This window comes from Escherichia sp. TC-EC600-tetX4 (genome assembly GCF_019356055.1).
Lineage (GTDB): Bacteria > Pseudomonadota > Gammaproteobacteria > Enterobacterales > Enterobacteriaceae.
On the sequence record NZ_CP079924.1, the window covers coordinates 576776 to 598495 of the forward strand.

Genomic DNA, 21720 nt, shown 5'->3' on the forward strand with positions numbered 1-21720 from the left:
CCGGGCAGGACGCCTTGTTAGCAACCGGGAACAGGACGTTCATTCAACCGTGGTCTTCGGGAGTGGGAAATGAAGCCTTTTTTGCGCTGGTGTTTCGTTGCGACAGCACTTACGCTTGCAGGATGCAGTAATACTTCCTGGCGTAAAAGTGAAGTCCTCGCGGTACCATTGCAACCGACTTTACAGCAGGAAGTGATTCTGGCACGTATGGAACAAATCCTTGCCAGTCGGGCTTTAACCGATGACGAACGCGCACAGCTTTTATATGAGCGCGGAGTGTTGTATGATAGTCTCGGTCTGAGGGCATTAGCGCGTAACGATTTTTCGCAAGCGCTGGCAATCCGACCGGATATGCCTGAAGTATTCAATTACTTAGGCATATATTTAACGCAGGCAGGCAATTTTGATGCTGCCTATGAAGCGTTTGATTCTGTACTTGAGCTTGATCCAACTTACAACTACGCGCACTTGAATCGCGGGATCGCATTATATTACGGCGGTCGTGACAAGTTAGCGCAAGATGATCTGCTGGCGTTTTATCAAGACGATCCCAATGATCCTTTCCGTAGTCTGTGGCTTTATCTCGCCGAGCAGAAGCTCGATGAGAAGCAGGCTAAAGAAGTGTTGAAACAGCACTTCGAAAAATCGGATAAGGAACAGTGGGGATGGAACATTGTCGAGTTCTACCTGGGCAACATTAGCGAACAAACGTTAATGGAAAGGCTCAAGGCGGACGCAACGGATAACACCTCGCTCGCTGAGCATCTCAGTGAAACCAACTTCTATTTAGGTAAGTACTACCTAAGTCTGGGGGATTTGGACAGCGCCACGGCACTGTTCAAACTGGCGGTTGCCAACAACGTTCATAACTTTGTTGAGCACCGATACGCATTGTTGGAATTATCGCTCCTGGGCCAGGACCAAGATGACCTGGCAGAATCGGACCAGCAATAGCTGACGTACACATCAGCCCGTAATCTTTTTTGATTGCCATCACCTTAACGGGTGAGGGCGTTGTTGTTCGTTAATACACCTACTTTGAGCCGGTTCACACTTTTCAATGAAAATTGCTGATCAATTTCATGATGAGTTATGTAGACTGGCCGCCATTAATTTTGAGGCACACGTACTACATGGCTGAATTCGAAACCACTTTTGCAGATCTGGGCCTGAAGGCTCCTATCCTTGAAGCCCTTAACGATCTGGGTTACGAAAAACCATCTCCAATTCAGGCAGAGTGTATTCCACATCTGCTGAATGGCCGCGACGTTCTGGGTATGGCCCAGACGGGGAGCGGAAAAACTGCAGCATTCTCTTTACCTCTGTTGCAGAATCTTGATCCTGAGCTGAAAGCACCACAGATTCTGGTGCTGGCACCGACCCGCGAACTGGCGGTACAGGTTGCTGAAGCAATGACGGATTTCTCTAAACACATGCGCGGCGTAAATGTGGTTGCTCTGTACGGCGGCCAGCGTTATGACGTGCAATTACGCGCCCTGCGTCAGGGGCCGCAGATCGTTGTCGGTACTCCGGGCCGTCTGCTGGACCACCTGAAACGTGGCACTCTGGACCTCTCTAAACTGAGCGGTCTGGTTCTGGATGAAGCTGACGAAATGCTGCGCATGGGCTTCATCGAAGACGTTGAAACCATTATGGCGCAGATCCCGGAAGGTCATCAGACCGCTCTGTTCTCTGCAACCATGCCGGAAGCGATTCGTCGCATTACCCGCCGCTTTATGAAAGAGCCGCAGGAAGTGCGCATTCAGTCCAGCGTGACTACCCGTCCTGACATCAGCCAGAGCTACTGGACTGTCTGGGGTATGCGCAAAAACGAAGCACTGGTACGTTTCCTGGAAGCGGAAGATTTTGATGCGGCGATTATCTTCGTTCGTACCAAAAACGCGACTCTGGAAGTGGCTGAAGCTCTTGAGCGTAACGGCTACAACAGCGCCGCGCTGAACGGTGACATGAACCAGGCGCTGCGTGAACAGACACTGGAACGCCTGAAAGATGGTCGTCTGGACATCCTGATTGCGACCGACGTTGCAGCCCGTGGCCTGGACGTTGAGCGTATCAGCCTGGTAGTTAACTACGATATCCCGATGGATTCTGAGTCTTACGTTCACCGTATCGGTCGTACCGGTCGTGCGGGTCGTGCTGGCCGCGCGCTGCTGTTCGTTGAGAACCGCGAGCGTCGTCTGCTGCGCAACATTGAACGTACTATGAAGCTGACTATTCCGGAAGTAGAACTGCCGAACGCAGAACTGCTAGGCAAACGCCGTCTGGAAAAATTCGCCGCTAAAGTACAGCAGCAGCTGGAAAGCAGCGATCTGGATCAATACCGCGCACTGCTGAGCAAAATTCAGCCGACTGCTGAAGGTGAAGAGCTGGATCTCGAAACTCTGGCTGCGGCACTGCTGAAAATGGCACAGGGTGAACGTACTCTGATCGTACCGCCAGATGCGCCGATGCGTCCGAAACGTGAATTCCGTGACCGTGATGACCGTGGTCCGCGCGATCGTAACGACCGTGGCCCGCGTGGTGACCGTGAAGATCGTCCGCGTCGTGAACGTCGTGATGTTGGCGATATGCAGCTGTACCGCATTGAAGTGGGCCGCGATGATGGTGTTGAAGTTCGTCATATCGTTGGTGCGATTGCTAACGAAGGCGACATCAGCAGCCGTTACATTGGTAACATCAAGCTGTTTGCTTCTCACTCCACCATCGAACTGCCGAAAGGTATGCCGGGTGAAGTGCTGCAACACTTTACGCGCACTCGCATTCTCAACAAGCCGATGAACATGCAGTTACTGGGCGATGCACAGCCGCATACTGGCGGTGAGCGTCGTGGCGGTGGTCGTGGTTTCGGTGGCGAACGTCGTGAAGGCGGTCGTAACTTCAGCGGTGAACGCCGTGAAGGTGGCCGTGGTGATGGTCGTCGTTTTAGCGGCGAACGTCGTGAAGGCCGCGCTCCGCGTCGTGATGATTCTACCGGTCGTCGTCGTTTCGGTGGTGATGCGTAATCATCGCTGAACAGCGAACACAATCTGTAAAATAATATATACAGCCCCGATTTTTACCATCGGGGCTTTTTTTCTGTCTTTTGTACTCGTGTACTGGTACAGTGCAATGCATAACAACGCAGTCGCACTATTTTTCACTGGAGAGAAGCCCTCATGGCAACACTAACCACCACCCAAACGTCACCGTCGCTGCTTGGCGGCGTGGTGATTATCGGCGGCACCATTATTGGCGCAGGGATGTTTTCTCTGCCAGTGGTCATGTCCGGGGCGTGGTTTTTCTGGTCAATGGCGGCGCTGATCTTTACCTGGTTCTGTATGCTGCATTCCGGCTTGATGATTCTGGAAGCTAACCTGAATTACAGAATCGGTTCGAGTTTTGACACCATCACCAAAGATTTGCTGGGCAAAGGCTGGAACGTGGTCAACGGCATTTCCATTGCCTTTGTGCTCTATATCCTGACCTATGCCTATATTTCTGCCAGTGGTTCGATTCTGCATCACACCTTCGCAGAGATGTCACTAAACGTCCCGGCACGGGCGGCGGGTTTTGGTTTTGCATTGCTGGTAGCGTTTGTGGTGTGGTTGAGCACTAAAGCCGTCAGTCGCATGACAGCGATTGTGCTGGGGGCGAAAGTCATTACCTTCTTCCTCACCTTTGGTAGCCTGCTGGGGCATGTGCAGCCTGCGACATTGTTCAACGTCGCCGAAAGCAATGCGTCTTATGCACCGTATCTGTTGATGACCCTGCCGTTCTGTCTGGCATCGTTTGGTTATCACGGTAACGTGCCAAGCCTGATGAAGTATTACGGCAAAGATCCGAAAACCATCGTGAAATGTCTGGTGTACGGTACGCTGATGGCGCTGGCGCTGTATACCATCTGGTTGCTGGCGACGATGGGTAACATCCCGCGTCCGGAGTTTATCGGTATTGCAGAGAAGGGCGGTAATATTGATGTGCTGGTACAGGCGTTAAGCGGCGTACTGAACAGCCGTAGTCTGGATCTGCTGCTGGTCGTGTTCTCAAACTTTGCGGTAGCGAGTTCGTTCCTCGGCGTAACGCTGGGTTTGTTTGACTATCTGGCAGATCTGTTTGGTTTCGACGACTCGGCTGTGGGCCGCTTGAAAACGGCATTGCTGACCTTTGCCCCGCCAGTTGTGGGGGGGCTGTTGTTCCCGAACGGATTCCTGTACGCCATTGGTTATGCTGGTTTAGCGGCTACCATCTGGGCGGCAATTGTTCCGGCGCTGTTAGCCCGTGCATCGCGTAAACGCTTTGGCAGCCCGAAATTCCGCGTCTGGGGTGGCAAGCCGATGATTGCGCTGATTCTGGTGTTTGGCGTCGGCAACGCACTGGTGCATATTTTATCGAGCTTTAATTTACTGCCGGTGTATCAGTAATCAGCGGTGCCTTATCCGACATTTCTGCTGCCTACACAATGCCTGATGCGCTTCGCTTATCAGGTCTATGTAGGACAGCGTTGCCAGCTCGGATAAGGCTTCCCGCGTTAAGACACACTATCCCAACAACTCTTCCTTAACATCCATCGCCAGCTCAAACGAATGCAGCCGCGCCTGGTGGTCGAAAATCTGCCCGTTGACCATAATCTCATCGGCGTCGGTTTCGCGCAGGATCGACTGCAAGCCATGACGCACTTTCGCTTTATCACCTACCAACGACATACTCAGCGCCTGCTGCACGCCATACTGCTCAGACGGTGACCAGAACTGATCCATATTTTGAATCGGCGGCGGCAGTTGCCCGGTTTCGCCACGGCGCAGCTTCACAAAGGCTTGCTGCATTGAGGTAAACAGAAATTCAGCGTCGCGGTTGCTGTCGGCGGCGATAATATTGATGCACACCATCGTGTATGGTTTTTCCAGCCGTGCTGACGGTTTGAAGTTGCTGCGATAAAGATGCAGCGCCTGGAACAGCATATCCGGCGCGAAGTGTGAGGCAAACGCAAACGGCAGACCAAGCTGCGCCGCCAGTTGCGCGCTGTAAAGGCTGGAGCCTAACAACCACACGGGGATTTTCTCGCCATAGCCTGGTACCGGGCGCACATGCGGATTGGGATCGCGGGCGTCAAACCAGTCCACCAGCTCCGCCACATCGCGGGGGAAATTATCAATATCGCCGCTCATATGACGACGTAGCGCCATCATTGTCCGTTGGTCACTACCCGGAGCACGACCCAGCCCCAAATCGATTCGCCCCGGATAGAGTGTATTAAGCGTGCCGAACTGTTCTGCAATGACCAACGGTGAGTGGTTAGGCAACATCACGCCGCCAGACCCCAGATGCAGCGTGGTGGTATTCGCCGCCAGATAGCCGATCAATACCGACGTGGCAGCACTGGCAATGCCAGTCATATTGTGGTGTTCTGCCAGCCAGTAGCGATGATAGCCGCGCTTTTCAGCCAGACGGGCGAGATCGAGAGAGTGGGAGAATGCTTCTCGCGCTGAAGAACCTTCGGGAATGGGGGCCAGATCGAGTAGCGAAAACGCAATGGTTTTATCAGTCATAACAGCTCACTTTGTTACCGATTAATCTTTAATACTGCATTAAAGAGTAGTTAAAGTTGTTAACAAAGTGAGCTATTTACTTAGGCTTGCAGCTCCAGTCCTGCCAGCCGCCGCCAGTAGCCGTTACAGTCGCTGTTCGCCGTCAACGGCAGTGGTGCAGCGCCATTTTCATTAGCGCGGAAGGCGTCGAGCATCGCGAAAGTGTCAGTACCCTGCGGTGACAGGCGGACCACATCAACCAGGCCCTGCATGGATGCCAGCTCGTTACCGAGGTTGTAAACGTAGCCGCTCATGGTCTGAATGCCATTGAGTACAAACACTTGTTGGTTTTCCTGCGACAGCACGTTGCGCCCGTTCGGATACTTAATGCAGCAGGTTTCACACTCATCTTTCGGGCGGTCTTCCGAACGCGCGGTAAAGCAGCGGGCGGAGTAGGCCAGCGGCAGATGACCGTAGCTCAGGACTTCCACTTCAAACTGGTTACGAATGCCCAGCTCATCGCACTGATTAAGCAGATTCACCAGCCAGTCGCGGGAAAGCTCCACTGGCATACACCAGCGCATCATGCCCTGTTTGAGCAATATTTTCAGTGTCACCGCGTTGTAGCAGTTCAGCGCGTGCCCGGCGACGAACGGCAGTTTGCGTTCAGCGCACATATTCACCACGCCGAGATCGCTGGCTTCAATCAGAAACTCACCGTTCTCAACATAGCGTTTCAGTTCGCCCAGTTCAGATGATGCCTGCACCAGCGCCAGCGTGGAGAGCACAATCTGCTTACCACTCCCGGCGAGCGATTTTGCCATCTCCAGCCAGTCGCCAACTTTGGTTGCCCGACGCTTGCTGCATACCGCTTCACCAAGATAAATCACGTCGGCGCTGCTGGTGGCGGCCTGCTGATAAAATTCTTCCAGCGTCTCTTTTGGCCAGTACCACAGCACTGGCCCTAAGGAATATTTCATTGCTTTTCTCACTGCCATTTACGGTGATATGCGCCAAGAGTGGTTTGCGTGCCTTCGGACATCGACCCGAGCGTCTCCATCCACGCGCTTTGCGGTACAAAGTTTTGCGGATCGGCCTTACAACGGTCGATAGCCTGACGCCAGACTTTCGCCACCTGGCTGACATACGCCGGGCTACGCTGGCGGCCTTCAATTTTCACCGAAGCAATATTCGCCGCCATTAACTCCGGCAGCAGTTCCAGGGTATTGAGACTGGTTGGTTCTTCCAGCGCGTGATAGCGCTCGCCGTCCACCAGATAACGCCCTTTACATAGCGTCGGATAACCTGCGTTTTCGCCGTCCTGATAACGGTCGATCAGCACTTCGTTCAGGCGGGATTCCAGCCCCTGCGGCGTTTGTTGCCAGCGCACGAAACGGGCCGGAGAACACGCGCCTATGGTGTTGGGCGACTCACCCGTCAGATACGACGACAGATAGCAACGACCTTCCGACATAATGCACAGGCTGCCGAAAGCAAAGACTTCCAGTGGTACAGGTGTGACCCGTGCCAGTTGTTTCACCTGATGAATCGACAACACGCGCGGCAGCACCACGCGAGCAACGTCAAAATGGCGATGATAAAAGTTAATCGCCTCTTCATTGGTCGCCGAAGCCTGCACCGATACGTGGCGCTCAATATGCGGATAACGCTCGGCGGCGTACTCCAGCATGGCGAGGTCGGCGAGGATCAGCGCGTCGGCACCCAGCTGCGCCGCCATATCCACGGCGCGCTGCCAACGGGCGTAACCGTCCGGATGCGCAAAAGTGTTAATCGCGATGTGAAGTTTGCGGCGATGTTGATGGACAAAACTCACCGCTTCCTGCAATTTTTTCTCGGTAAAGTTAAGGCCGGCGAAGTGACGGGCATTGGTATCATCTTTTAGCCCGATATAAACAGCATCTGCGCCGTTTTCGATGGCCGCCTTAAGCGCCGGGAGATTTCCGGCAGGGCAGAGCAGCTCCATAATTTTTCCTGAAGGTTGCGCTATCAAAACGCAAAAATGTTAACGAACTGGGATTTTAGTTAACCTTGCTGCGACAATTTTTGATTTAAGGCAGTTAAAGTTGTATTGGTGGTAGCAGCAATTTCATATGGAATTGTTGATTTATACCGCTATGTTATTTTTCTGATATGGCAAAATAGGATGATTGTTGAAACAGGGAGTAAAACTCGTGTTGGATAAACTGCGTTCCCGTATTGTGCATTTGGGGCCATCTCTGTTGAGTGTACCGGTAAAACTGACGCCATTTGCGCTAAAACGCCAGGTTCTTGAGCAGGTCTTAAGCTGGCAATTCCGCCAGGCGCTGGATGATGGCGAGCTGGAGTTTCTTGAAGGCCGCTGGTTAAGTATTCATGTGCGTGATATTGACCTGCAATGGTTTACCTCGGTGGTGAATGGCAAACTGGTCGTTAGCCAGAACGCGCAAGCTGATGTGAGTTTTAGTGCCGACGCCAGCGATCTGCTGATGATTGCGGCGCGTAAACAAGATCCGGATACGCTCTTCTTCCAGCGTCGGCTGGTGATTGAAGGCGATACGGAGCTGGGGCTGTATGTGAAAAACCTGATGGACGCCATTGAACTGGAGCAAATGCCGAAAGCCTTACGCATGATGCTGCTGCAACTGGCGGATTTTGTTGAGGCGGGAATGAAAACCGCGCCTGAAACCAAACAGACATCGGTAGGTGAACCATGCTAATTCGAGTAGAAATTCCCATTGATGCGCCGGGTATTGATGCCCTGCTGCGTCGCTCATTCGAAAGTGATGCGGAAGCGAAGCTGGTTCACGATCTGCGTGAAGATGGCTTTCTGACGCTGGGGCTGGTGGCGACAGATGACGAAGGTCAGGTCATTGGCTATGTGGCATTTAGTCCGGTTGATGTGCAGGGCGAAGACCTGCAATGGGTCGGCATGGCACCGTTGGCGGTTGATGAAAAATACCGTGGACAGGGGCTGGCACGCCAACTGGTCTATGAAGGACTCGATTCGCTTAATGAGTTCGGCTATGCCGCAGTGGTGACGCTGGGCGATCCGGCGCTGTACAGTCGTTTCGGCTTTGAACTGGCGGCGCATCACGATCTGCGTTGCCGCTGGCCGGGCACTGAAAGCGCCTTCCAGGTACATCGTTTAGCGGATGACGCGCTGAATGGCGTTACCGGCCTGGTTGAGTATCACGAGCATTTCAATCGCTTTTAATCTCCGGGGTTTGCAGACTGCTTAACAGCTCTGCAAACCCTGCGCCTTCCGCTACCAGACGCTCTTTTTGCCGTTTGGTCAGTTGCTTAACGCGATATTCCGCCCGTAACGCCAGCGAACGATCGCCCACTGGCGCGGAAAACACCAGCGTTAGTTCTCCTTTCCCGCGCAGTGCTTTCGCCCCTTTGCCGCTTTGGTGCTGCTGATAGCGGCGTTCGACATCCGTGGTGATCCCGGTATAAAGCTTATTGTCGGCGGTACGGATCAAGTAAAGAAACCAGGGTGTCATCGTCTGCGTCGCATGTTAAGGTCAGGCCCACAGTATAAAAGAGAACAGCAATGGAAACACTCATCGCCATCAGCCGTTGGCTGGCAAAACAACATGTTGTCACTTGGTGTGTGCAGCAGGAAGGGGAACTCTGGTGCGCTAATGCCTTTTATCTTTTTGATGCGCAGAAAGTCGCCTTCTACATTTTGACGGAAGAAAAAACGCGCCACGCGCAGATGAGTGGGCCGCAGGCTGCGGTTGCCGGAACGGTAAACGGTCAGCCGAAAACGGTAGCGTTAATTCGCGGTGTGCAGTTTAAAGGTGAGATCCGCAGGCTGGAAGGTGAGGAAAGCGACCTCGCGCGCAAGGCGTACAATCGTCGCTTTCCGGTTGCCAGAATGCTGTCGGCCCCGGTGTGGGAAATCCGGCTCGATGAAATCAAATTCACCGACAACACGCTGGGCTTTGGTAAAAAAATGATTTGGCTACGCGACTCAGGCACCGAGCAGGCGTAACGCCTCGCGGTTAAACGCTGGCAGATCGTCCGGTGTCCGGCTGGTAACCAGCTGATCTTTATCAACCACGACTTCCTGATCGTAAAATTCCGCGCCCGCATTTTTAACATCAATAATGATCGGTTTAACTGCGGTCAGTTTGCGCCCCCGAATCACATCGGCGCTGATCAGCAACTGCGGGCCGTGACAGATGGCAAACACCGGTTTGCCACTATTCACAAAATCACGGGTAAAGGTGACAAAACGGTTGTCCCCACGCAGATAATCCGGTGAATGGCCGCCCGGTAGCAGCAGGGCATCAAACTCCGCAGGCGTCACTTCATCGATGGATTTATCGATGGTCACGCTGGCTTCTCCTTTTTTGCCTTTCACCGTTTTACCCGCTTGTTTTTCAATGGTAATCACTTCGTGTCCGGCTTTACGGAACTCGTCTGCGGGTGAAGTAAATTCTGAATCCTCAAATTCATCAGTGATTAAAACGGCAATTTTCTTACTCATGCTTCCTCCGCGTTGTTGCATTGGATGAGGCGAATTTCCCACAATCGGGGATAATTACCTCATGGTCTATTAAGCCTGGTGCATGAGCCGTGGAGCGCAAGGCAGACAATTCTGTAAAGGAGCGAAGATGAGTCAGGTACTGATTACAGGCGCAACGGGGCTGGTGGGCGGTCACCTGCTGCGGATGTTGATTAACGAACCGAAAGTTAACGCCATTGCTGCGCCGACGCGACGTCCGTTGGGCGATATGCCCGGGGTGTTTAATCCCCATGATCCGCAACTGAGTGACGCGTTGGCGCAGGTCACCGATCCCATCGACATTGTGTTTTGTTGTCTCGGCACCACGCGGCGAGAAGCGGGGAGCAAAGAGGCGTTTATTCATGCCGATTACACGCTGGTAGTGGATACCGCATTAACCGGGCGGCGACTGGGCGCGCAGCATATGTTGGTAGTCAGTGCGATGGGTGCCAATGCCCACTCGCCGTTTTTCTATAACCGCGTCAAAGGGGAGATGGAAGAAGCATTAATCGCCCAGAACTGGCCGAAATTGACCATTGCTCGCCCGTCGATGTTACTGGGCGATCGTAGCAAACAGCGGATGAACGAAACGCTTTTTGCGCCGCTGTTCCGTTTGTTACCAGGTAACTGGAAATCCATTGATGCGAGAGACGTGGCGCGGGTCATGCTGGCAGAGTCGATGCGGCCTGAGCATGAAGGCGTGACGATTTTAAGCTCTTCAGAATTACGCAAAAGAGCTGAATAATTATTCCCAAGAATTGATAGTGAGCGTAATATTCACGCGCTCAATTATCATAACTTATTCCTGGGGAATGCTATGACTGGTCAGTCTTCATCTCAGGCGGCAACGCCCATTCAGTGGTGGAAACCCGCGCTTTTCTTTCTCGTTGTCATTGCCGGTCTCTGGTATGTGAAATGGGAACCTTACTACGGCAAAGCGTTTACTGCTGCCGAAACCCACAGTATCGGTAAATCTATCCTTGCGCAGGCGGATGCTAACCCATGGCAGGCGGCGTTGGATTACGCGATGATCTATTTCCTCGCGGTATGGAAAGCGGCGGTGCTGGGGGTGATCCTCGGTTCGTTGATTCAGGTGCTGATCCCGCGTGACTGGTTGTTGCGTACGCTTGGGCAATCGCGCTTTCGCGGCACGCTGCTGGGAACGCTGTTTTCGTTGCCGGGCATGATGTGTACCTGCTGTGCGGCTCCGGTCGCGGCGGGAATGCGTCGCCAACAGGTGTCGATGGGCGGTGCGCTGGCATTCTGGATGGGCAATCCGGTGTTAAACCCGGCGACGCTGGTGTTTATGGGCTTTGTCCTCGGCTGGGGTTTTGCGGCGATTCGTCTGGTGGCCGGGCTGGTGATGGTGTTGCTGATTGCGACGCTGGTGCAAAAATGGGTGCGTGAAACACCGCAAACGCAGGCACCGGTCGAAATTGACATACCGGAAGCACAGGGCGGGTTTTTTAGCCGCTGGGGCAGGGCGCTATGGACGCTTTTCTGGAGTACGATCCCGGTTTACATCCTTGCAGTACTGGTGTTGGGTGCCGCTCGCGTCTGGTTATTCCCCCATGCCGATGGTGCTGTCGATAACAGCCTGATGTGGGTGGTGGCGATGGCGGTAGCAGGATGCTTGTTTGTCATTCCCACGGCAGCAGAAATTCCGATTGTACAAACGATGATGCTGGCAGGTATGGGAACCGCTCCGGCGCTGGCATTGTTGATGACGCTCCCGGCAGTGAGTTTGCCGTCACTGATTATGCTGCGCAAAGCGTTCCCGGCGAAAGCCTTATGGCTGACAGGGGCGATGGTGGCAGTGTCTGGTGTGATTGTCGGCGGGCTGGCGCTGTTGTTCTGATTTGAGGGAAAACATGTCGGATGCGGCGTAAACGCCTTATCTGACCTACGGTTTGTATCGTTGTAGGCCTGATAAGACGCGGCAAGCGTCGCATCAGGCATTACAAGGGGCTGCTATTTAATAAACGTAAACGCCGTAGTTACCCGCTTCACGCCGCTCACCCGGCTGGCAATATCTGCCGCCGCTTTCGCTTCACGTTCAGTCACCAGCCCCATCAGGAACACTTCACCGTTTTCGGTGGTCACTTTCACGTTGGACGATTTCACCAGGTCGCTGGTTAAGAGCTGCGAACGCACTTTGGTGGTGATCCACGTATCGTTAGATGCTTCGCCCAGACCAATCGGCTGGCCCTGACGAATCTCGTTATACACTTCGTTGGCACCGTCTACGCCCATAGCAATCTGTTTGGCGCGAGCCGAAAGTTCAGCATTTGGTGACTGCCCAACCAGCAGCACTTTGCCCTGATAGGCCGTTACATTAATGCGCGCTTCTTTCTTAATCTGTTCGTCTTTCGACAATGCGCTGTTCACGCGCACTTCCAGGGTACCATCGTCCACCTGGGTGCCGACACTGCGTGGGTCAGTTGCGGCTTTGGTACCCACAGCAGCGGTACCCACTACGGCAGCGGCAACACAACCTTGCAACAGCAGCGCGGAAATAAGGACTGCGATTGGCGATAATGCCTTCATGTATTCTCCTTAATCATCCTGGTGAGGGAAAAGCGTGTTATCGATCAGATCGCACAGGCAATTTACCGTCAGCATATGCATTTCCTGAATGCGAGCACTACGATGCGAAGGAATGCGGATCTCCACATCCTGTGGCCCTAACAAACCTGCAAGTTCGCCGCCGTCATAGCCGGTCAATGCCACAATGGTCATATCACGCGTAACGGCGGCTTCAACTGCTTTAACAATATCGCGGCTGTTGCCACGGGTGGAAATGGCTAACAATACATCTCCCGCATGACCCAGCGCCCGCACCTGTTTTGCATACACTTCATCATGTAAGCGATCGTTGGCAATCGCCGTTAAGACAACATTATCAGTATTTAGTGCAATGGCAGGTAAGCTGGGCCGCTCCGTTTCGAAACGGTTGATCATGCTGGCAGCAAAATGCTGTGCATTGGCAGCGGAAGTTCCATTACCACAACAGAGGATTTTGTTGCCATTGAGCAGAGACTGAACCAGCGTCATGGCTGCACGGGAGATGGCATCCGGAAGCGCCTCTGCCGCCGCAATTTGAGTTTGAATGCTTTCAGTGAAGCAAGCTTTAATTCTTTCTTGCACGCTAATCCTTAAACCTTAATTATGAGTGGTCATTAAAGGCATCCTTAATCCACTCAACCTCATTCCCGGTGAAGGCTACCACATCGAACCGGCAATCCACAGTATCAAAACTCCCATTATGACGCGCGAGCCACAAGCGGGCAGTCTGTAATAATTTGTGTTGTTTGCTGCGGGTCACACTGGCTGCCGCGCCGCCATAAAGCGCAGAGCGGCGATAGCGTACCTCGACAAAAATGGTGGTCCGGCCTTCACGCATTATCAGATCGATCTCGCCGCCACGCTCGTTCACGTTAGCGGCGATAAACCGCAGTCCTTTGCCTTCCAGCCAGCGACGCGCTTGTGCTTCCCACGCATCGCCGGTCTGTTTGGTGGTTAACTGACGGGGACTACCTGACCTTGTTGGTACTGTAGCCATGATAAGTTCCTGTTAATCACGCAATCCGGGTTAGCCGTCAGGCTTCCGGTATTACCGTTGATTTCAAAACCCTGAACCTGGCGCATTTGTGAGAAATGATTTGCCAGCGACCAGGCATCGACGCCCATCGCATACATGCGAGCCAGTGAATAATCGTTATTCACCGCGCTGAGTGCCTGCTGCATTAACGGTAGATTACCGCCTGCCAGCATCGGGATTTCGCTGTACTGCAAGCCTTCCATCTCCAGTCGGAAATCCGGGCCAGCGGTCCCTTGCGCACTGCGGGAGCTGGCGTACAGCGTTGCACCGCTCTGGCTACCGTTACGCATGGCGATCATCGGTTTGATAAAAGCGATTTCACCCGGCGTTGCCACAATGTACACCGCATCGACACGACCGCCATTATTGGTGAACTGGTCATCGGTTGGCGTGGTTTGCAGCGTTGGATTGTTGGTCGTCATGCCGGAGTCGGTTGTCGCTCTGAGAGTAATCGGGCTACCCGTTAAAGCAATACCAGAACCGCCGTTAACACCCGCGCGTAATTCGCTGGTGGAACCAAATTTTTGTTGCAGAACGGTGCCGCCGCCCAGTTTCTGCCACTCTTGCGCAAACGCATTGGCTACGCGATCGCCCAATGAACTGCGTGGGATCAGCACCAGCGGCGCTTGTTTACCCTGGTCACGAATATGACGCGCTGCATCGCGCGCTTCGTCTTCCGGTGAAAGCGCGAAGTAACAAATATTGACGCGATTTTCGATATTCTCCGGCTGGTTCAGTGCCAGTACGTTCAGCGGAGTGTTGCTCTTCAGCAACTCTTCAACGTTATTTTTCAGCAACGGACCGACCACAATACTCGCGCCATCCTGCTGAACCTGGCTTAAGATCTGGCTAAGTGGTTGTGATGAGGTATCGTAGATTTTCAGCTCTGCGGATGGATTTGCGGGTGCGCTTACCGCTGCGGTGCTTGTCGCCGGGGCGCTTACAGGCACCGGCTGGGCTGCAGGCTGTTCACCGGTCAGATCGCTAACCGAGGCTTGTGCCGGGCTGGCAACGCCATCCACGGTTTGCGGCTGAGGTTGTTCAGCTACGTCTGCGGCAGGTGCGGCAGCTACCTGAGCTGCCACTGGCTGAGTGCCGATATTTTTCGCCGCTTCAAAGCCTTGCTGAATAGTGCGACCAAATACCGCTGCCTGGCCATTCAGTGGCAACAGCAGGGCGATTTTGTTGGTCGAGGCTGGTTTAAACGCTTTTACGTTAACCAACTGCGTTGGCAGCATTTTCGCGCCCGGATTGTTCGGATAACGTTTCTGCCAGTCGGCGATCCCGGCTTTCATCATGTCGGGATCGTTACGGTTATCAAACCAGACGCGCTGCAGATCCAGCCAGCCTTGCAGAATATTTTCGTCGGCGTTGATCACCAGCGTATTCGCCTGTTCCTGAGTCATGGAGGAGAGCGCCTGCCAGGTGGCATCAATATTCTGCTGTTTTTCTTTCGCGCCAAGCAGCGGTTCCTGAGCAATTAACGCGCGCAGTAAATCAATGGAAGGACGCCCCTGGCTGGCATCGATTTTTGCCTGCCAGTAACGCGCTTGCTGGTTTTGTTCTAAATCGGCAGGTGTGATTTTCGCCAGCAAGTTTTGCGCGCCAGCAAAATCTTTCTGCGCCAGTTTAATCTCTACCGCCAGCAGTGTTTTCTCGCGACGCTGAGCATCGTTCAGTTCTTGCGGTAGTTGGTTAAACAACTCAACCGCCTGCCCGGTTTTACCTTCTTTCACCAGTGCACGAATGGCGAGTAATTGCCAGTTGATCCTGGTATCATCAGAGCTTTGCTGCATCTGCTGAAGATAAAAGGCAGAATCAGCCTGCGCCGTGCCCTGCATATAAGCAGTGGACTGATCGGGAGTATGGGTGCCACAACCGGCGAAAATCAGGGCTGCCAGAACAACAGGCAGACAACGCGCGGCTTTCAAACGAGAAAATGTTGAGGGTACCATAATGTATCCAGTGATATTTTTTTTACGCAATGCTCAATATTAAATCGGCAATACGGACGACACAATGAAACAACACCAATCGGCGGATAATTCTCAGGGCCAGCTTTACATTGTACCGACGCCAATCGGCAATCTGGCGGATATCACCCAGCGTGCGTTAGAGGTATTACAGGCCGTTGATCTGATTGCCGCCGAGGATACTCGTCACACCGGTTTATTGCTGCAACATTTTGGGATTAATGCCCGGTTGTTTGCGCTGCACGACCATAACGAACAACAAAAAGCTGAAACGCTGCTGGCGAAGCTGCAAGAGGGGCAAAACATTGCGCTGGTTTCCGATGCCGGAACGCCGCTAATTAACGATCCTGGCTACCATCTGGTGCGTACCTGCCGTGAAGCGGGGATCCGCGTGGTGCCGCTACCCGGGCCGTGTGCTGCTATCACTGCGTTAAGCGCAGCGGGTTTACCCTCTGACCGTTTCTGTTACGAAGGCTTTTTACCTGCCAAATCAAAAGGCCGCCGTGATGCGCTAAAAGCCATTGAAGCGGAGCCGCGCACGCTGATTTTTTATGAATCTACCCACCGTCTGTTAGATAGCCTGGAAGATATCGTTGCGGTATTAGGCGAATCCCGCTACGTGGTTCTGGCGCGTGAGCTGACCAAAACCTGGGAAACCATTCACGGCGCGCCCGTTGGCGAGCTGCTGGCGTGGGTAAAGGAAGATGAAAACCGTCGCAAAGGCGAAATGGTGCTGATTGTCGAAGGTCATAAAGCACAGGAAGAAGACTTACCCGCCGATGCCCTGCGCACGCTGGCGCTGCTACAGGCAGAACTGCCGCTGAAAAAAGCGGCGGCGCTGGCCGCAGAAATTCACGGCGTGAAGAAAAATGCGCTGTATAAGTATGCGCTGGAGCAGCAGGGGTAACAGTGCCGAAGCGTTGCGTTAATCAAAACGCAACGTCTTCTTTTACCGCACGATGACGGTAATGGTGGCTGTGCCCTGAAATTTTCCTGTTTCCAGCTCACCACCGACCAGATTAACTGGCCAGGCGCGCATATTGACGGTGCCATGCCCGGAAGGATCAACGGGAAGGATACCGTTCTGAAAAGGAATATTTGCAACTCCGCCGCCGAGATTTTCAATACGAATACCGACATCGGGCACATTGTCTGAACTTCTTCGCCTGGCGACCAGGTTGTACTGGTCTACTACCCCAGTTGTACCGTCGATGCGCATTTGCAACGAGTTTTTAATCTTTGAAGTATCACCACAGTCATAAGTGATATCAAAGTCTACTGGAGTAAAACCGTCTGGCATGGCATTGCGGGTGGTAAACTTCTGACCATTGATGAATCCAAAATTAACCTTAATAACATCGCCCTGATTAATTTTGCACGACTGTGGGGCGGTGAGATTTCCCTGAATCGATAACTTGACTAAATCATGGAAGTCACCTGTAGACGGGCTTCCCATTCCATCGACCCACGCGCCTTTAATGACGGCAATATCCGTTTTCGGAATGGTCATCGAGCCGAGAAATGGCTTGGTGACATACAGGGTAAAGGTGGTGTTCGCACCAATATTAACGGGTCCATAACGAGACGTATCACCCTGGCAAACACCCGTTTGGGTTGCAGCAGAATATACCGTGTTGTTTTTTATCTGTGTGAATCGGGTGTTAACAGAGACAACCTGGTCGGTTGTGAGTCCTGGAATGTCGTTTGCCTGTAATGTGGTTTTAATATCCAGGCTGTCATTGAGTTTGTAATATCCTGTCTGATGTCCAGTGGTGGTAAGTACGGGGCTGACCATATAGACAAGTTTAACTGCCTTACCCGCAGAGCAGGAACAGGCGTATTGCCAGTTAGTGCTACTTAGCGTTGCAGAGGTAAACTCCCGTCCTGTCACGTTATCTGTCTGGTTCACCGTAACATCATCAACCACACTGCTGTAATTTGTCGCACCGCTAGTGCTGTCGGCTCCACACCCTCCTGAGGAGGCATAAGCGCAGGATGTGGATATCAACAAAAGACCTGTTATAAGAGGCGCTCTTTTCATTTTTTTATCCTTAATGGCACTGCGCTGTGCCTTGTAATACAGAGGTTGTAGGTTCTGAATCCGGTGTACTGAAAGCAAACTGACATTGTTGATCTGCCTGATTTCCCCAGCGTACAGTCCAGCTTTGTGATTTACTCGATATCCCAGAGAGATATAGTATGCCGCCCTCATCGACGATACTTTGTTGCCCCGTATCATCGTTGCTGGCAAGAGCGCCAAAGGGCAACGGTTTACCGTTGCGATCGCTGACTGTAACAAGTACGCGATAACCGATATTGGCGTTGAAACGCGCCGCTACCATTGCACCTCTGTTGGGCACCACAAACTGTGTTGTTTGTTCAAGATCGACGTTATCGGGCAGCTGCGTAGTATCTACCGAGAGACGGTTTTCCTGATAAGTTGTGAGATAAGGAACCACTGCATAGCCAAAAGGATCGGTAGCAATCCCCGGATAGTTTTGTATCCTCACGCCAGATGCTCCGTTAGCATCGATAAGCGCAAAAGCGTTGCCCAGATATTGCGAGAGCGTCACGCCATGAGGATGGATAACCACGCCGCCGGTAACGCCGTAATTGTATTGGCTGCTGTCATTACCGTAGCTGTATCCGGCACTGAAGGTGCCATAAGGTGAACGGTAACTGGCGTTCAGGCTACTGTTATGGTTGTTATCGTCATCCAGACTTTGTTCCAGGCTATAGCTCAGGCGACCATCATCCAGCAGTGAGCCATCAAGACGCATTTCATGTTGGGTTGGGCGATCTTTCTGGCTGGTCATCTGATAGGAAACCCGGCTACGCGGTAACCAGCGTTCTAACGGAATACTGAGATTCAAAGAGAGTGCGCGGTCATTATTTTGATCAGTGTAGCGGCTGTATTGATAATTCAGGCTGTAACCAACTCCCCATTGCTGGCCGGAAACCCCAACAGAGATATTCCTGTTTTTATCGTTATTGCCCCAATAGTCTTGCTGCGAACCGGAGGCATACAGACTTACCCCATCAAATATTGTCTGGCTGATGTTGAATTGAATTTCACTTTTTTGGCGACTGTTATAGTCCCAATTGCGGGTATTGGCTTCATTAAAACTAAAATAGCCATCGTTGGTATAGCGATAGTAGCTGACAGCGATATTGGTGTTGGTTTCCGGGATATCTTTGATGTACTGCGTACGCCATTGATAGCCATGAAAAGAGTGCTGGTTATCGAATTGGGTGTCAGCTCTGTTGATATCCATCGACAACGCGCCCAGTGCGCCAAGTGTGCCGCCGATACCGATCCCCAGCGCATAATAATCTTCAGAACCGAGCAGGCCGCCATACAGCGTAAAAGTATTATTCAAACCATATATTGCCGTGGCTTCAGCAAATTCGGGTTCCTTGCTATCACTGTTTGCATCAGCGCGATAGCGTCCAGCGGTCGCGCTATACTTTAGATGCCCAGGTCGCTGCATCATGGGTAATGAAGAATAAGGCTGGATAAAGCGACGTTGTGTACCGTCACTTTCTTCAATCGTGACTTCTAAATCGCCGCTGTTGGAAGAGGGGTAGAGATCGTTAATTTCAAAGGCACCCGCTGACACGTTGCTTTGATAGATCACATAACCATTTTGCCTGATAGTCACGATTGCACTACTGTTTGCGATACCGCGTACCGTTGGGGCAAATCCGCGCTGGCTGTTTGGCAACATATTATCGTCGGAAGCGAGTTGCACGCCAGTAAAGGTGTAGCTGGAAAAAATACTGCCGCTGGTGGCGCTTTCTCCCAGAAGCAACTGAGACTTCAACGCCTTGATATCACGTTGTAAATAACTACTGATGGTATTCCAGCTTGATGTCTGATCGTTGCGTGTCCATGTGGAATAGTTGCGTAATCGCCAGGGGCCAAAATTAGCACCATTTTGCATATTCAGGTACTGTCGTTGGCTACGATTGCCCTGGCGGTAACGGTTATCAGAACCTGTAAACGAGTAGTTGGTAAACAGCGTTGGTATACCATCGTCCCAACGAGAAGGGGAGACGTAACCTCTTGCATCACGGTACAGTGCAATTTGGGGAATGCTCAAATTAAGTTGCTGATGATTGAAATCAAATTCAGCAGCTGTACCGGGAATGATTTGTTCAAGCGAGTTGATCACGCTATCGTCATCTTTTTCAGCCAGCGCCGGGATTTCATCCACCTTAATACCCAGCTCACGTAGTTGTTCTACCGTAAACTGTGGCTGCAGAAGTTGCTCTGCATTGGCGGTAAATGTAATTTTTTTCTGTGAAACCTTCTTTTTATTCAGCCAGATATCAACCTGATAAGTTCCTGGTAGTTGTGCATATTTTTTTGAAAAACGCGACAGATCGGTTGTTTGCATACCACTTTTTGTGGTTTCCAGCATAATGGGGTCGAAATAATACTCTTCGGCGTTAGCGGTAGTGCAAAGCATGCCGCTGCCAGTGAGCACCATCGGCAAACAACGTTTGATGATGAGCGCCAACTGTTTCGGTGTGCGTTTATGTCCCTGGTGGTGTCGTTGTGGCATTCCCTGATGACCTGTGTTTTTATATTTTTTATTGCAGTGGACGAGTTTCTGTCCCGGAACTGCCGCCATAATCATTGATCGCAGCCCATTTCACGTTCTTTCCGCCAGATGCAGGAAGTGGTAACTGTTTATGTTCTCCGGGCGCGATATATTCAATTTTGCTTGTGAGATCGGTTTTATCGACTGCCAGTCCGGCAAATACGACGTAATATTCAGTTGGGTTATATATATTGAGTGAATGGTCACTACGTTTAAATTCCAGTGATTTCCACGCATCGTTTACCCGTCCCTTCAGGTGTGCGGGGCGATAAAACATTTTGATCCGTGTTTTAAATATCAGCGTCAACTCGTTAGCATTAACATCATCTGATTTTTTCTTTGCTGGAATGGCACGAACATTAATGTAGAACAGCGACTCTTTATTTTCAGGCAGGTTATCAGCTGTTTTAATAATTCGCAGTGATGAGTCATCGCCAGCCTCAAGACGAAATAGCGGTGGGGTTATAATAAATGGGGCACGGCTTTTACCATCTATATTATCTACCCATGATTGCAGTAAATAAGGCGTTTCTGCGCCTTTGTTTGCGACAGGTAACGCAGCCTCTTTGCGGCTGGCATCATAGATCACTCGCGTTCGCTGTAAAACGATTCCTCCTGCAAGCGCCTGGCCAATACAGAAGCTACACAACAAGGTTAATATCACCGCGAATGTTCGTTTTGACATAGTTATTTTTCAACCTGATACAACGAGAAAGAGGAAGGAAAAGGGCGTTATCTGACAGGTCAGATAACGCCCTAACGTATTAACGGTAATCCAGCGTTACGTTAACGATAGCGTCTGCTTCCCCTGGGGTGATTTCTGATGGAACTACGGTTGATACGTAGTAAGCGATGAGGTCAACATTGACAATACCATTGGATTCCGCCGGGATCTGATAAACCGTGTTATCATTGCCCATAGCATTCAGTGGCATAATGTTTCCGCTTTCCGCATCGTCAATACGGATACCCACACCTGTTGCCGCTATGCCAGCAAAAGAGCCTACTTTTGCCAGATTAGGGAAGTTAGGGACGGTGCCATTATCTCGCGTTTCCAGCCATAGACGGAAAGACGCTTCAACGTTGCCGTTATCGTGCTCCCACCCAGTCATTGGGCAGTTAACTAAAGGAATAGTGAATGGAATTTTTGGGCTACGCTCGCCAATATTACGAAACTGTTCGGCATTATAGTGACCAAGAGCAACTTCAATTTTCTTATCAGAGTCATTGATTTCACAAGCGGATTTTAAAATCTCGCCATCAAAAACTATTTCACCATCGGTTGCAGCGGCATTACCTGCGAAAAGCGCAAGTAAGCCCGCAATAGCTGTTTTTGTAACTTTATTCATATATAACCTTATCCTTGTAACAAGTACATAATCATATTTAATGTGAATATATGTTCAACATCTTTAAAGATTATACAGGCAGAAATATTTCATTGAACATTAAATAGACTGAACTTTAAGATTATATTTATATGCAAATATTTGATATTTTC

Annotated in this window: 23 protein-coding genes; 10 read left to right on the forward strand and 13 right to left on the reverse strand. The window is 51.7% G+C overall.

The window, feature by feature from the left end; genetic code table 11:
* The first annotated feature begins 69 nt into the window (after positions 1–69).
* The 4 genes from nlpI (at position 70) to mtr (ending at position 4421) form a co-directional block, all read left to right on the forward strand.
* Positions 70–954: a lipoprotein NlpI gene (gene nlpI / locus KXD89_RS02780; RefSeq protein WP_000802080.1), complete on the forward strand. Its 885-nt coding sequence runs from the start codon at positions 70–72 to the stop codon at positions 952–954.
* Between the two features lie 106 nt (positions 955–1060).
* Positions 1061–1141, forward strand: coding sequence for a protein YrbN (yrbN, locus tag KXD89_RS02785; RefSeq protein WP_010723222.1), 81 nt, complete (start codon positions 1061–1063; stop codon positions 1139–1141).
* A complete protein-coding gene (deaD, locus tag KXD89_RS02790; protein ID WP_001295553.1) occupies positions 1134–3023 on the forward strand; it encodes an ATP-dependent RNA helicase DeaD in 1890 nt (629 codons plus the stop codon). Before yrbN ends, deaD begins: the two co-directional genes overlap by 8 nt.
* A gap of 153 nt (positions 3024–3176) precedes the next feature.
* The gene (gene mtr, locus KXD89_RS02795; protein WP_000224351.1) at positions 3177–4421 is read left to right on the forward strand and encodes a tryptophan permease; all 1245 of its coding nucleotides are present in this window, start codon (positions 3177–3179) and stop codon (positions 4419–4421) included.
* A 117-nt stretch (positions 4422–4538) separates the two neighbouring features.
* On the opposite strand, the gene KXD89_RS02800 is transcribed toward mtr, so the two are convergent.
* From KXD89_RS02800 to KXD89_RS02810, 3 genes are all read right to left on the reverse strand, one after another.
* Positions 4539–5546 carry an LLM class flavin-dependent oxidoreductase gene (locus KXD89_RS02800; RefSeq protein ID WP_072647309.1) on the reverse strand — a complete coding sequence of 336 codons (1008 nt, stop codon included), beginning with the start codon at positions 5544–5546 and terminating at the stop codon, positions 4539–4541.
* Between the two features lie 80 nt (positions 5547–5626).
* Complete coding sequence (locus tag KXD89_RS02805; RefSeq protein ID WP_001301318.1) at positions 5627–6505, reverse strand: U32 family peptidase; 879 nt, start codon at positions 6503–6505, stop codon at positions 5627–5629.
* A gap of 8 nt (positions 6506–6513) precedes the next feature.
* Positions 6514–7509 carry a peptidase U32 family protein gene (locus KXD89_RS02810; RefSeq protein ID WP_001311152.1) on the reverse strand — a complete coding sequence of 332 codons (996 nt, stop codon included), beginning with the start codon at positions 7507–7509 and terminating at the stop codon, positions 6514–6516.
* 208 nt (positions 7510–7717) lie between these two features.
* Here KXD89_RS02810 and KXD89_RS02815 point away from each other — a divergent pair, with 208 nt between their 5' ends.
* Both KXD89_RS02815 and KXD89_RS02820 read left to right on the forward strand, forming a co-directional pair.
* Positions 7718–8242: an SCP2 domain-containing protein gene (locus tag KXD89_RS02815; protein WP_001295552.1), complete on the forward strand. Its 525-nt coding sequence runs from the start codon at positions 7718–7720 to the stop codon at positions 8240–8242.
* Positions 8236–8739: a GNAT family N-acetyltransferase gene (locus tag KXD89_RS02820; protein WP_000908554.1), complete on the forward strand. Its 504-nt coding sequence runs from the start codon at positions 8236–8238 to the stop codon at positions 8737–8739. Before KXD89_RS02815 ends, KXD89_RS02820 begins: the two co-directional genes overlap by 7 nt.
* On the opposite strand, the gene yhbQ is transcribed toward KXD89_RS02820, so the two are convergent.
* A complete protein-coding gene (yhbQ, locus tag KXD89_RS02825; protein ID WP_000189333.1) occupies positions 8726–9028 on the reverse strand; it encodes a DNA damage response exodeoxyribonuclease YhbQ in 303 nt (100 codons plus the stop codon). The two genes, KXD89_RS02820 and yhbQ, sit on opposite strands and share 14 nt — an antisense overlap.
* Positions 9029–9078: 50 nt before the next feature.
* On the opposite strand from yhbQ, the gene KXD89_RS02830 reads away from it, so the two are divergent.
* Complete coding sequence (locus KXD89_RS02830; RefSeq protein WP_000449030.1) at positions 9079–9522, forward strand: YhbP family protein; 444 nt, start codon at positions 9079–9081, stop codon at positions 9520–9522.
* On the opposite strand, the gene yhbO is transcribed toward KXD89_RS02830, so the two are convergent.
* Positions 9502–10020, reverse strand: coding sequence for a protein/nucleic acid deglycase (gene yhbO / locus KXD89_RS02835; RefSeq protein WP_000037608.1), 519 nt, complete (start codon positions 10018–10020; stop codon positions 9502–9504). The genes KXD89_RS02830 and yhbO overlap by 21 nt on opposite strands.
* Positions 10021–10147: 127 nt before the next feature.
* Between yhbO and KXD89_RS02840 the strand changes: the two genes are divergently transcribed.
* Positions 10148–10783, forward strand: coding sequence for an NAD(P)H-binding protein (locus tag KXD89_RS02840; protein ID WP_001300423.1), 636 nt, complete (start codon positions 10148–10150; stop codon positions 10781–10783).
* A 72-nt stretch (positions 10784–10855) separates the two neighbouring features.
* Positions 10856–11896: a permease gene (locus KXD89_RS02845; protein WP_000147574.1), complete on the forward strand. Its 1041-nt coding sequence runs from the start codon at positions 10856–10858 to the stop codon at positions 11894–11896.
* A 113-nt stretch (positions 11897–12009) separates the two neighbouring features.
* Here the strand turns inward: KXD89_RS02845 and dolP are convergent, their stop codons facing one another.
* From dolP to lpoA, 4 genes are read right to left on the reverse strand one after another with little or no spacing between them, the layout of a single operon-like run.
* Positions 12010–12585 (reverse strand): division/outer membrane stress-associated lipid-binding lipoprotein, encoded by a 576-nt coding sequence (gene dolP / locus KXD89_RS02850; RefSeq protein WP_000646033.1) that lies wholly within the window; start codon positions 12583–12585, stop codon positions 12010–12012.
* A 9-nt stretch (positions 12586–12594) separates the two neighbouring features.
* Positions 12595–13185: a DnaA initiator-associating protein DiaA gene (gene diaA / locus KXD89_RS02855; RefSeq protein WP_001158034.1), complete on the reverse strand. Its 591-nt coding sequence runs from the start codon at positions 13183–13185 to the stop codon at positions 12595–12597.
* A 19-nt stretch (positions 13186–13204) separates the two neighbouring features.
* Positions 13205–13600: a YraN family protein gene (locus KXD89_RS02860; protein WP_000246830.1), complete on the reverse strand. Its 396-nt coding sequence runs from the start codon at positions 13598–13600 to the stop codon at positions 13205–13207.
* The gene (gene lpoA / locus KXD89_RS02865; protein WP_000249104.1) at positions 13558–15594 is read right to left on the reverse strand and encodes a penicillin-binding protein activator LpoA; all 2037 of its coding nucleotides are present in this window, start codon (positions 15592–15594) and stop codon (positions 13558–13560) included. The genes KXD89_RS02860 and lpoA overlap by 43 nt, the downstream gene beginning before the upstream one ends.
* A 64-nt stretch (positions 15595–15658) precedes the next feature.
* Between lpoA and rsmI the strand changes: the two genes are divergently transcribed.
* On the forward strand, positions 15659–16519 hold the full coding sequence (gene rsmI / locus KXD89_RS02870) for a 16S rRNA (cytidine(1402)-2'-O)-methyltransferase (RefSeq protein WP_000809262.1): 861 nt from the start codon (positions 15659–15661) through the stop codon (positions 16517–16519).
* Positions 16520–16561: 42 nt separating this feature from the next.
* Here the strand turns inward: rsmI and KXD89_RS02875 are convergent, their stop codons facing one another.
* From KXD89_RS02875 to KXD89_RS02890, 4 genes are all read right to left on the reverse strand, one after another.
* Entirely contained in the window at positions 16562–17653 is a 1092-nt protein-coding gene (locus KXD89_RS02875; protein WP_000816992.1) for a fimbrial protein, read from the reverse strand.
* Positions 17654–17663: 10 nt separating this feature from the next.
* Positions 17664–20180: a fimbria/pilus outer membrane usher protein gene (locus tag KXD89_RS02880; RefSeq protein WP_001355538.1), complete on the reverse strand. Its 2517-nt coding sequence runs from the start codon at positions 20178–20180 to the stop codon at positions 17664–17666.
* Positions 20181–20208: 28 nt separating this feature from the next.
* Positions 20209–20904, reverse strand: coding sequence for a molecular chaperone (locus KXD89_RS02885; protein ID WP_072647308.1), 696 nt, complete (start codon positions 20902–20904; stop codon positions 20209–20211).
* A 79-nt stretch (positions 20905–20983) separates the two neighbouring features.
* On the reverse strand, positions 20984–21568 hold the full coding sequence (locus KXD89_RS02890) for a fimbrial protein (RefSeq protein ID WP_001045432.1): 585 nt from the start codon (positions 21566–21568) through the stop codon (positions 20984–20986).
* Positions 21569–21720: the final 152 nt, after the last annotated feature.

What these genes read in the sequence shown, in the direction of transcription:
- nlpI (WP_000802080.1), top strand. Translation starts at nt 70, where the DNA reads ATGAAGCCTTTTTTGCGCTGGTGTTTCGTTGCGACAGCACTTACGCTT.
- yrbN (WP_010723222.1), top strand. Translation starts at nt 1,061, where the DNA reads ATGAAAATTGCTGATCAATTTCATGATGAGTTATGTAGACTGGCCGCC.
- deaD (WP_001295553.1), top strand. Translation starts at nt 1,134, where the DNA reads ATGGCTGAATTCGAAACCACTTTTGCAGATCTGGGCCTGAAGGCTCCT.
- mtr (WP_000224351.1), top strand. Translation starts at nt 3,177, where the DNA reads ATGGCAACACTAACCACCACCCAAACGTCACCGTCGCTGCTTGGCGGC.
- KXD89_RS02800 (WP_072647309.1), bottom strand. Translation starts at nt 5,546, where the DNA reads ATGACTGATAAAACCATTGCGTTTTCGCTACTCGATCTGGCCCCCATT.
- KXD89_RS02805 (WP_001301318.1), bottom strand. Translation starts at nt 6,505, where the DNA reads ATGAAATATTCCTTAGGGCCAGTGCTGTGGTACTGGCCAAAAGAGACG.
- KXD89_RS02810 (WP_001311152.1), bottom strand. Translation starts at nt 7,509, where the DNA reads ATGGAGCTGCTCTGCCCTGCCGGAAATCTCCCGGCGCTTAAGGCGGCC.
- KXD89_RS02820 (WP_000908554.1), top strand. Translation starts at nt 8,236, where the DNA reads ATGCTAATTCGAGTAGAAATTCCCATTGATGCGCCGGGTATTGATGCC.
- yhbQ (WP_000189333.1), bottom strand. Translation starts at nt 9,028, where the DNA reads ATGACACCCTGGTTTCTTTACTTGATCCGTACCGCCGACAATAAGCTT.
- KXD89_RS02830 (WP_000449030.1), top strand. Translation starts at nt 9,079, where the DNA reads ATGGAAACACTCATCGCCATCAGCCGTTGGCTGGCAAAACAACATGTT.
- yhbO (WP_000037608.1), bottom strand. Translation starts at nt 10,020, where the DNA reads ATGAGTAAGAAAATTGCCGTTTTAATCACTGATGAATTTGAGGATTCA.
- KXD89_RS02840 (WP_001300423.1), top strand. Translation starts at nt 10,148, where the DNA reads ATGAGTCAGGTACTGATTACAGGCGCAACGGGGCTGGTGGGCGGTCAC.
- KXD89_RS02845 (WP_000147574.1), top strand. Translation starts at nt 10,856, where the DNA reads ATGACTGGTCAGTCTTCATCTCAGGCGGCAACGCCCATTCAGTGGTGG.
- dolP (WP_000646033.1), bottom strand. Translation starts at nt 12,585, where the DNA reads ATGAAGGCATTATCGCCAATCGCAGTCCTTATTTCCGCGCTGCTGTTG.
- KXD89_RS02860 (WP_000246830.1), bottom strand. Translation starts at nt 13,600, where the DNA reads ATGGCTACAGTACCAACAAGGTCAGGTAGTCCCCGTCAGTTAACCACC.
- lpoA (WP_000249104.1), bottom strand. Translation starts at nt 15,594, where the DNA reads ATGGTACCCTCAACATTTTCTCGTTTGAAAGCCGCGCGTTGTCTGCCT.
- rsmI (WP_000809262.1), top strand. Translation starts at nt 15,659, where the DNA reads ATGAAACAACACCAATCGGCGGATAATTCTCAGGGCCAGCTTTACATT.
- KXD89_RS02875 (WP_000816992.1), bottom strand. Translation starts at nt 17,653, where the DNA reads ATGAAAAGAGCGCCTCTTATAACAGGTCTTTTGTTGATATCCACATCC.
- KXD89_RS02880 (WP_001355538.1), bottom strand. Translation starts at nt 20,180, where the DNA reads ATGCCACAACGACACCACCAGGGACATAAACGCACACCGAAACAGTTG.
- KXD89_RS02885 (WP_072647308.1), bottom strand. Translation starts at nt 20,904, where the DNA reads ATGTCAAAACGAACATTCGCGGTGATATTAACCTTGTTGTGTAGCTTC.
- KXD89_RS02890 (WP_001045432.1), bottom strand. Translation starts at nt 21,568, where the DNA reads ATGAATAAAGTTACAAAAACAGCTATTGCGGGCTTACTTGCGCTTTTC.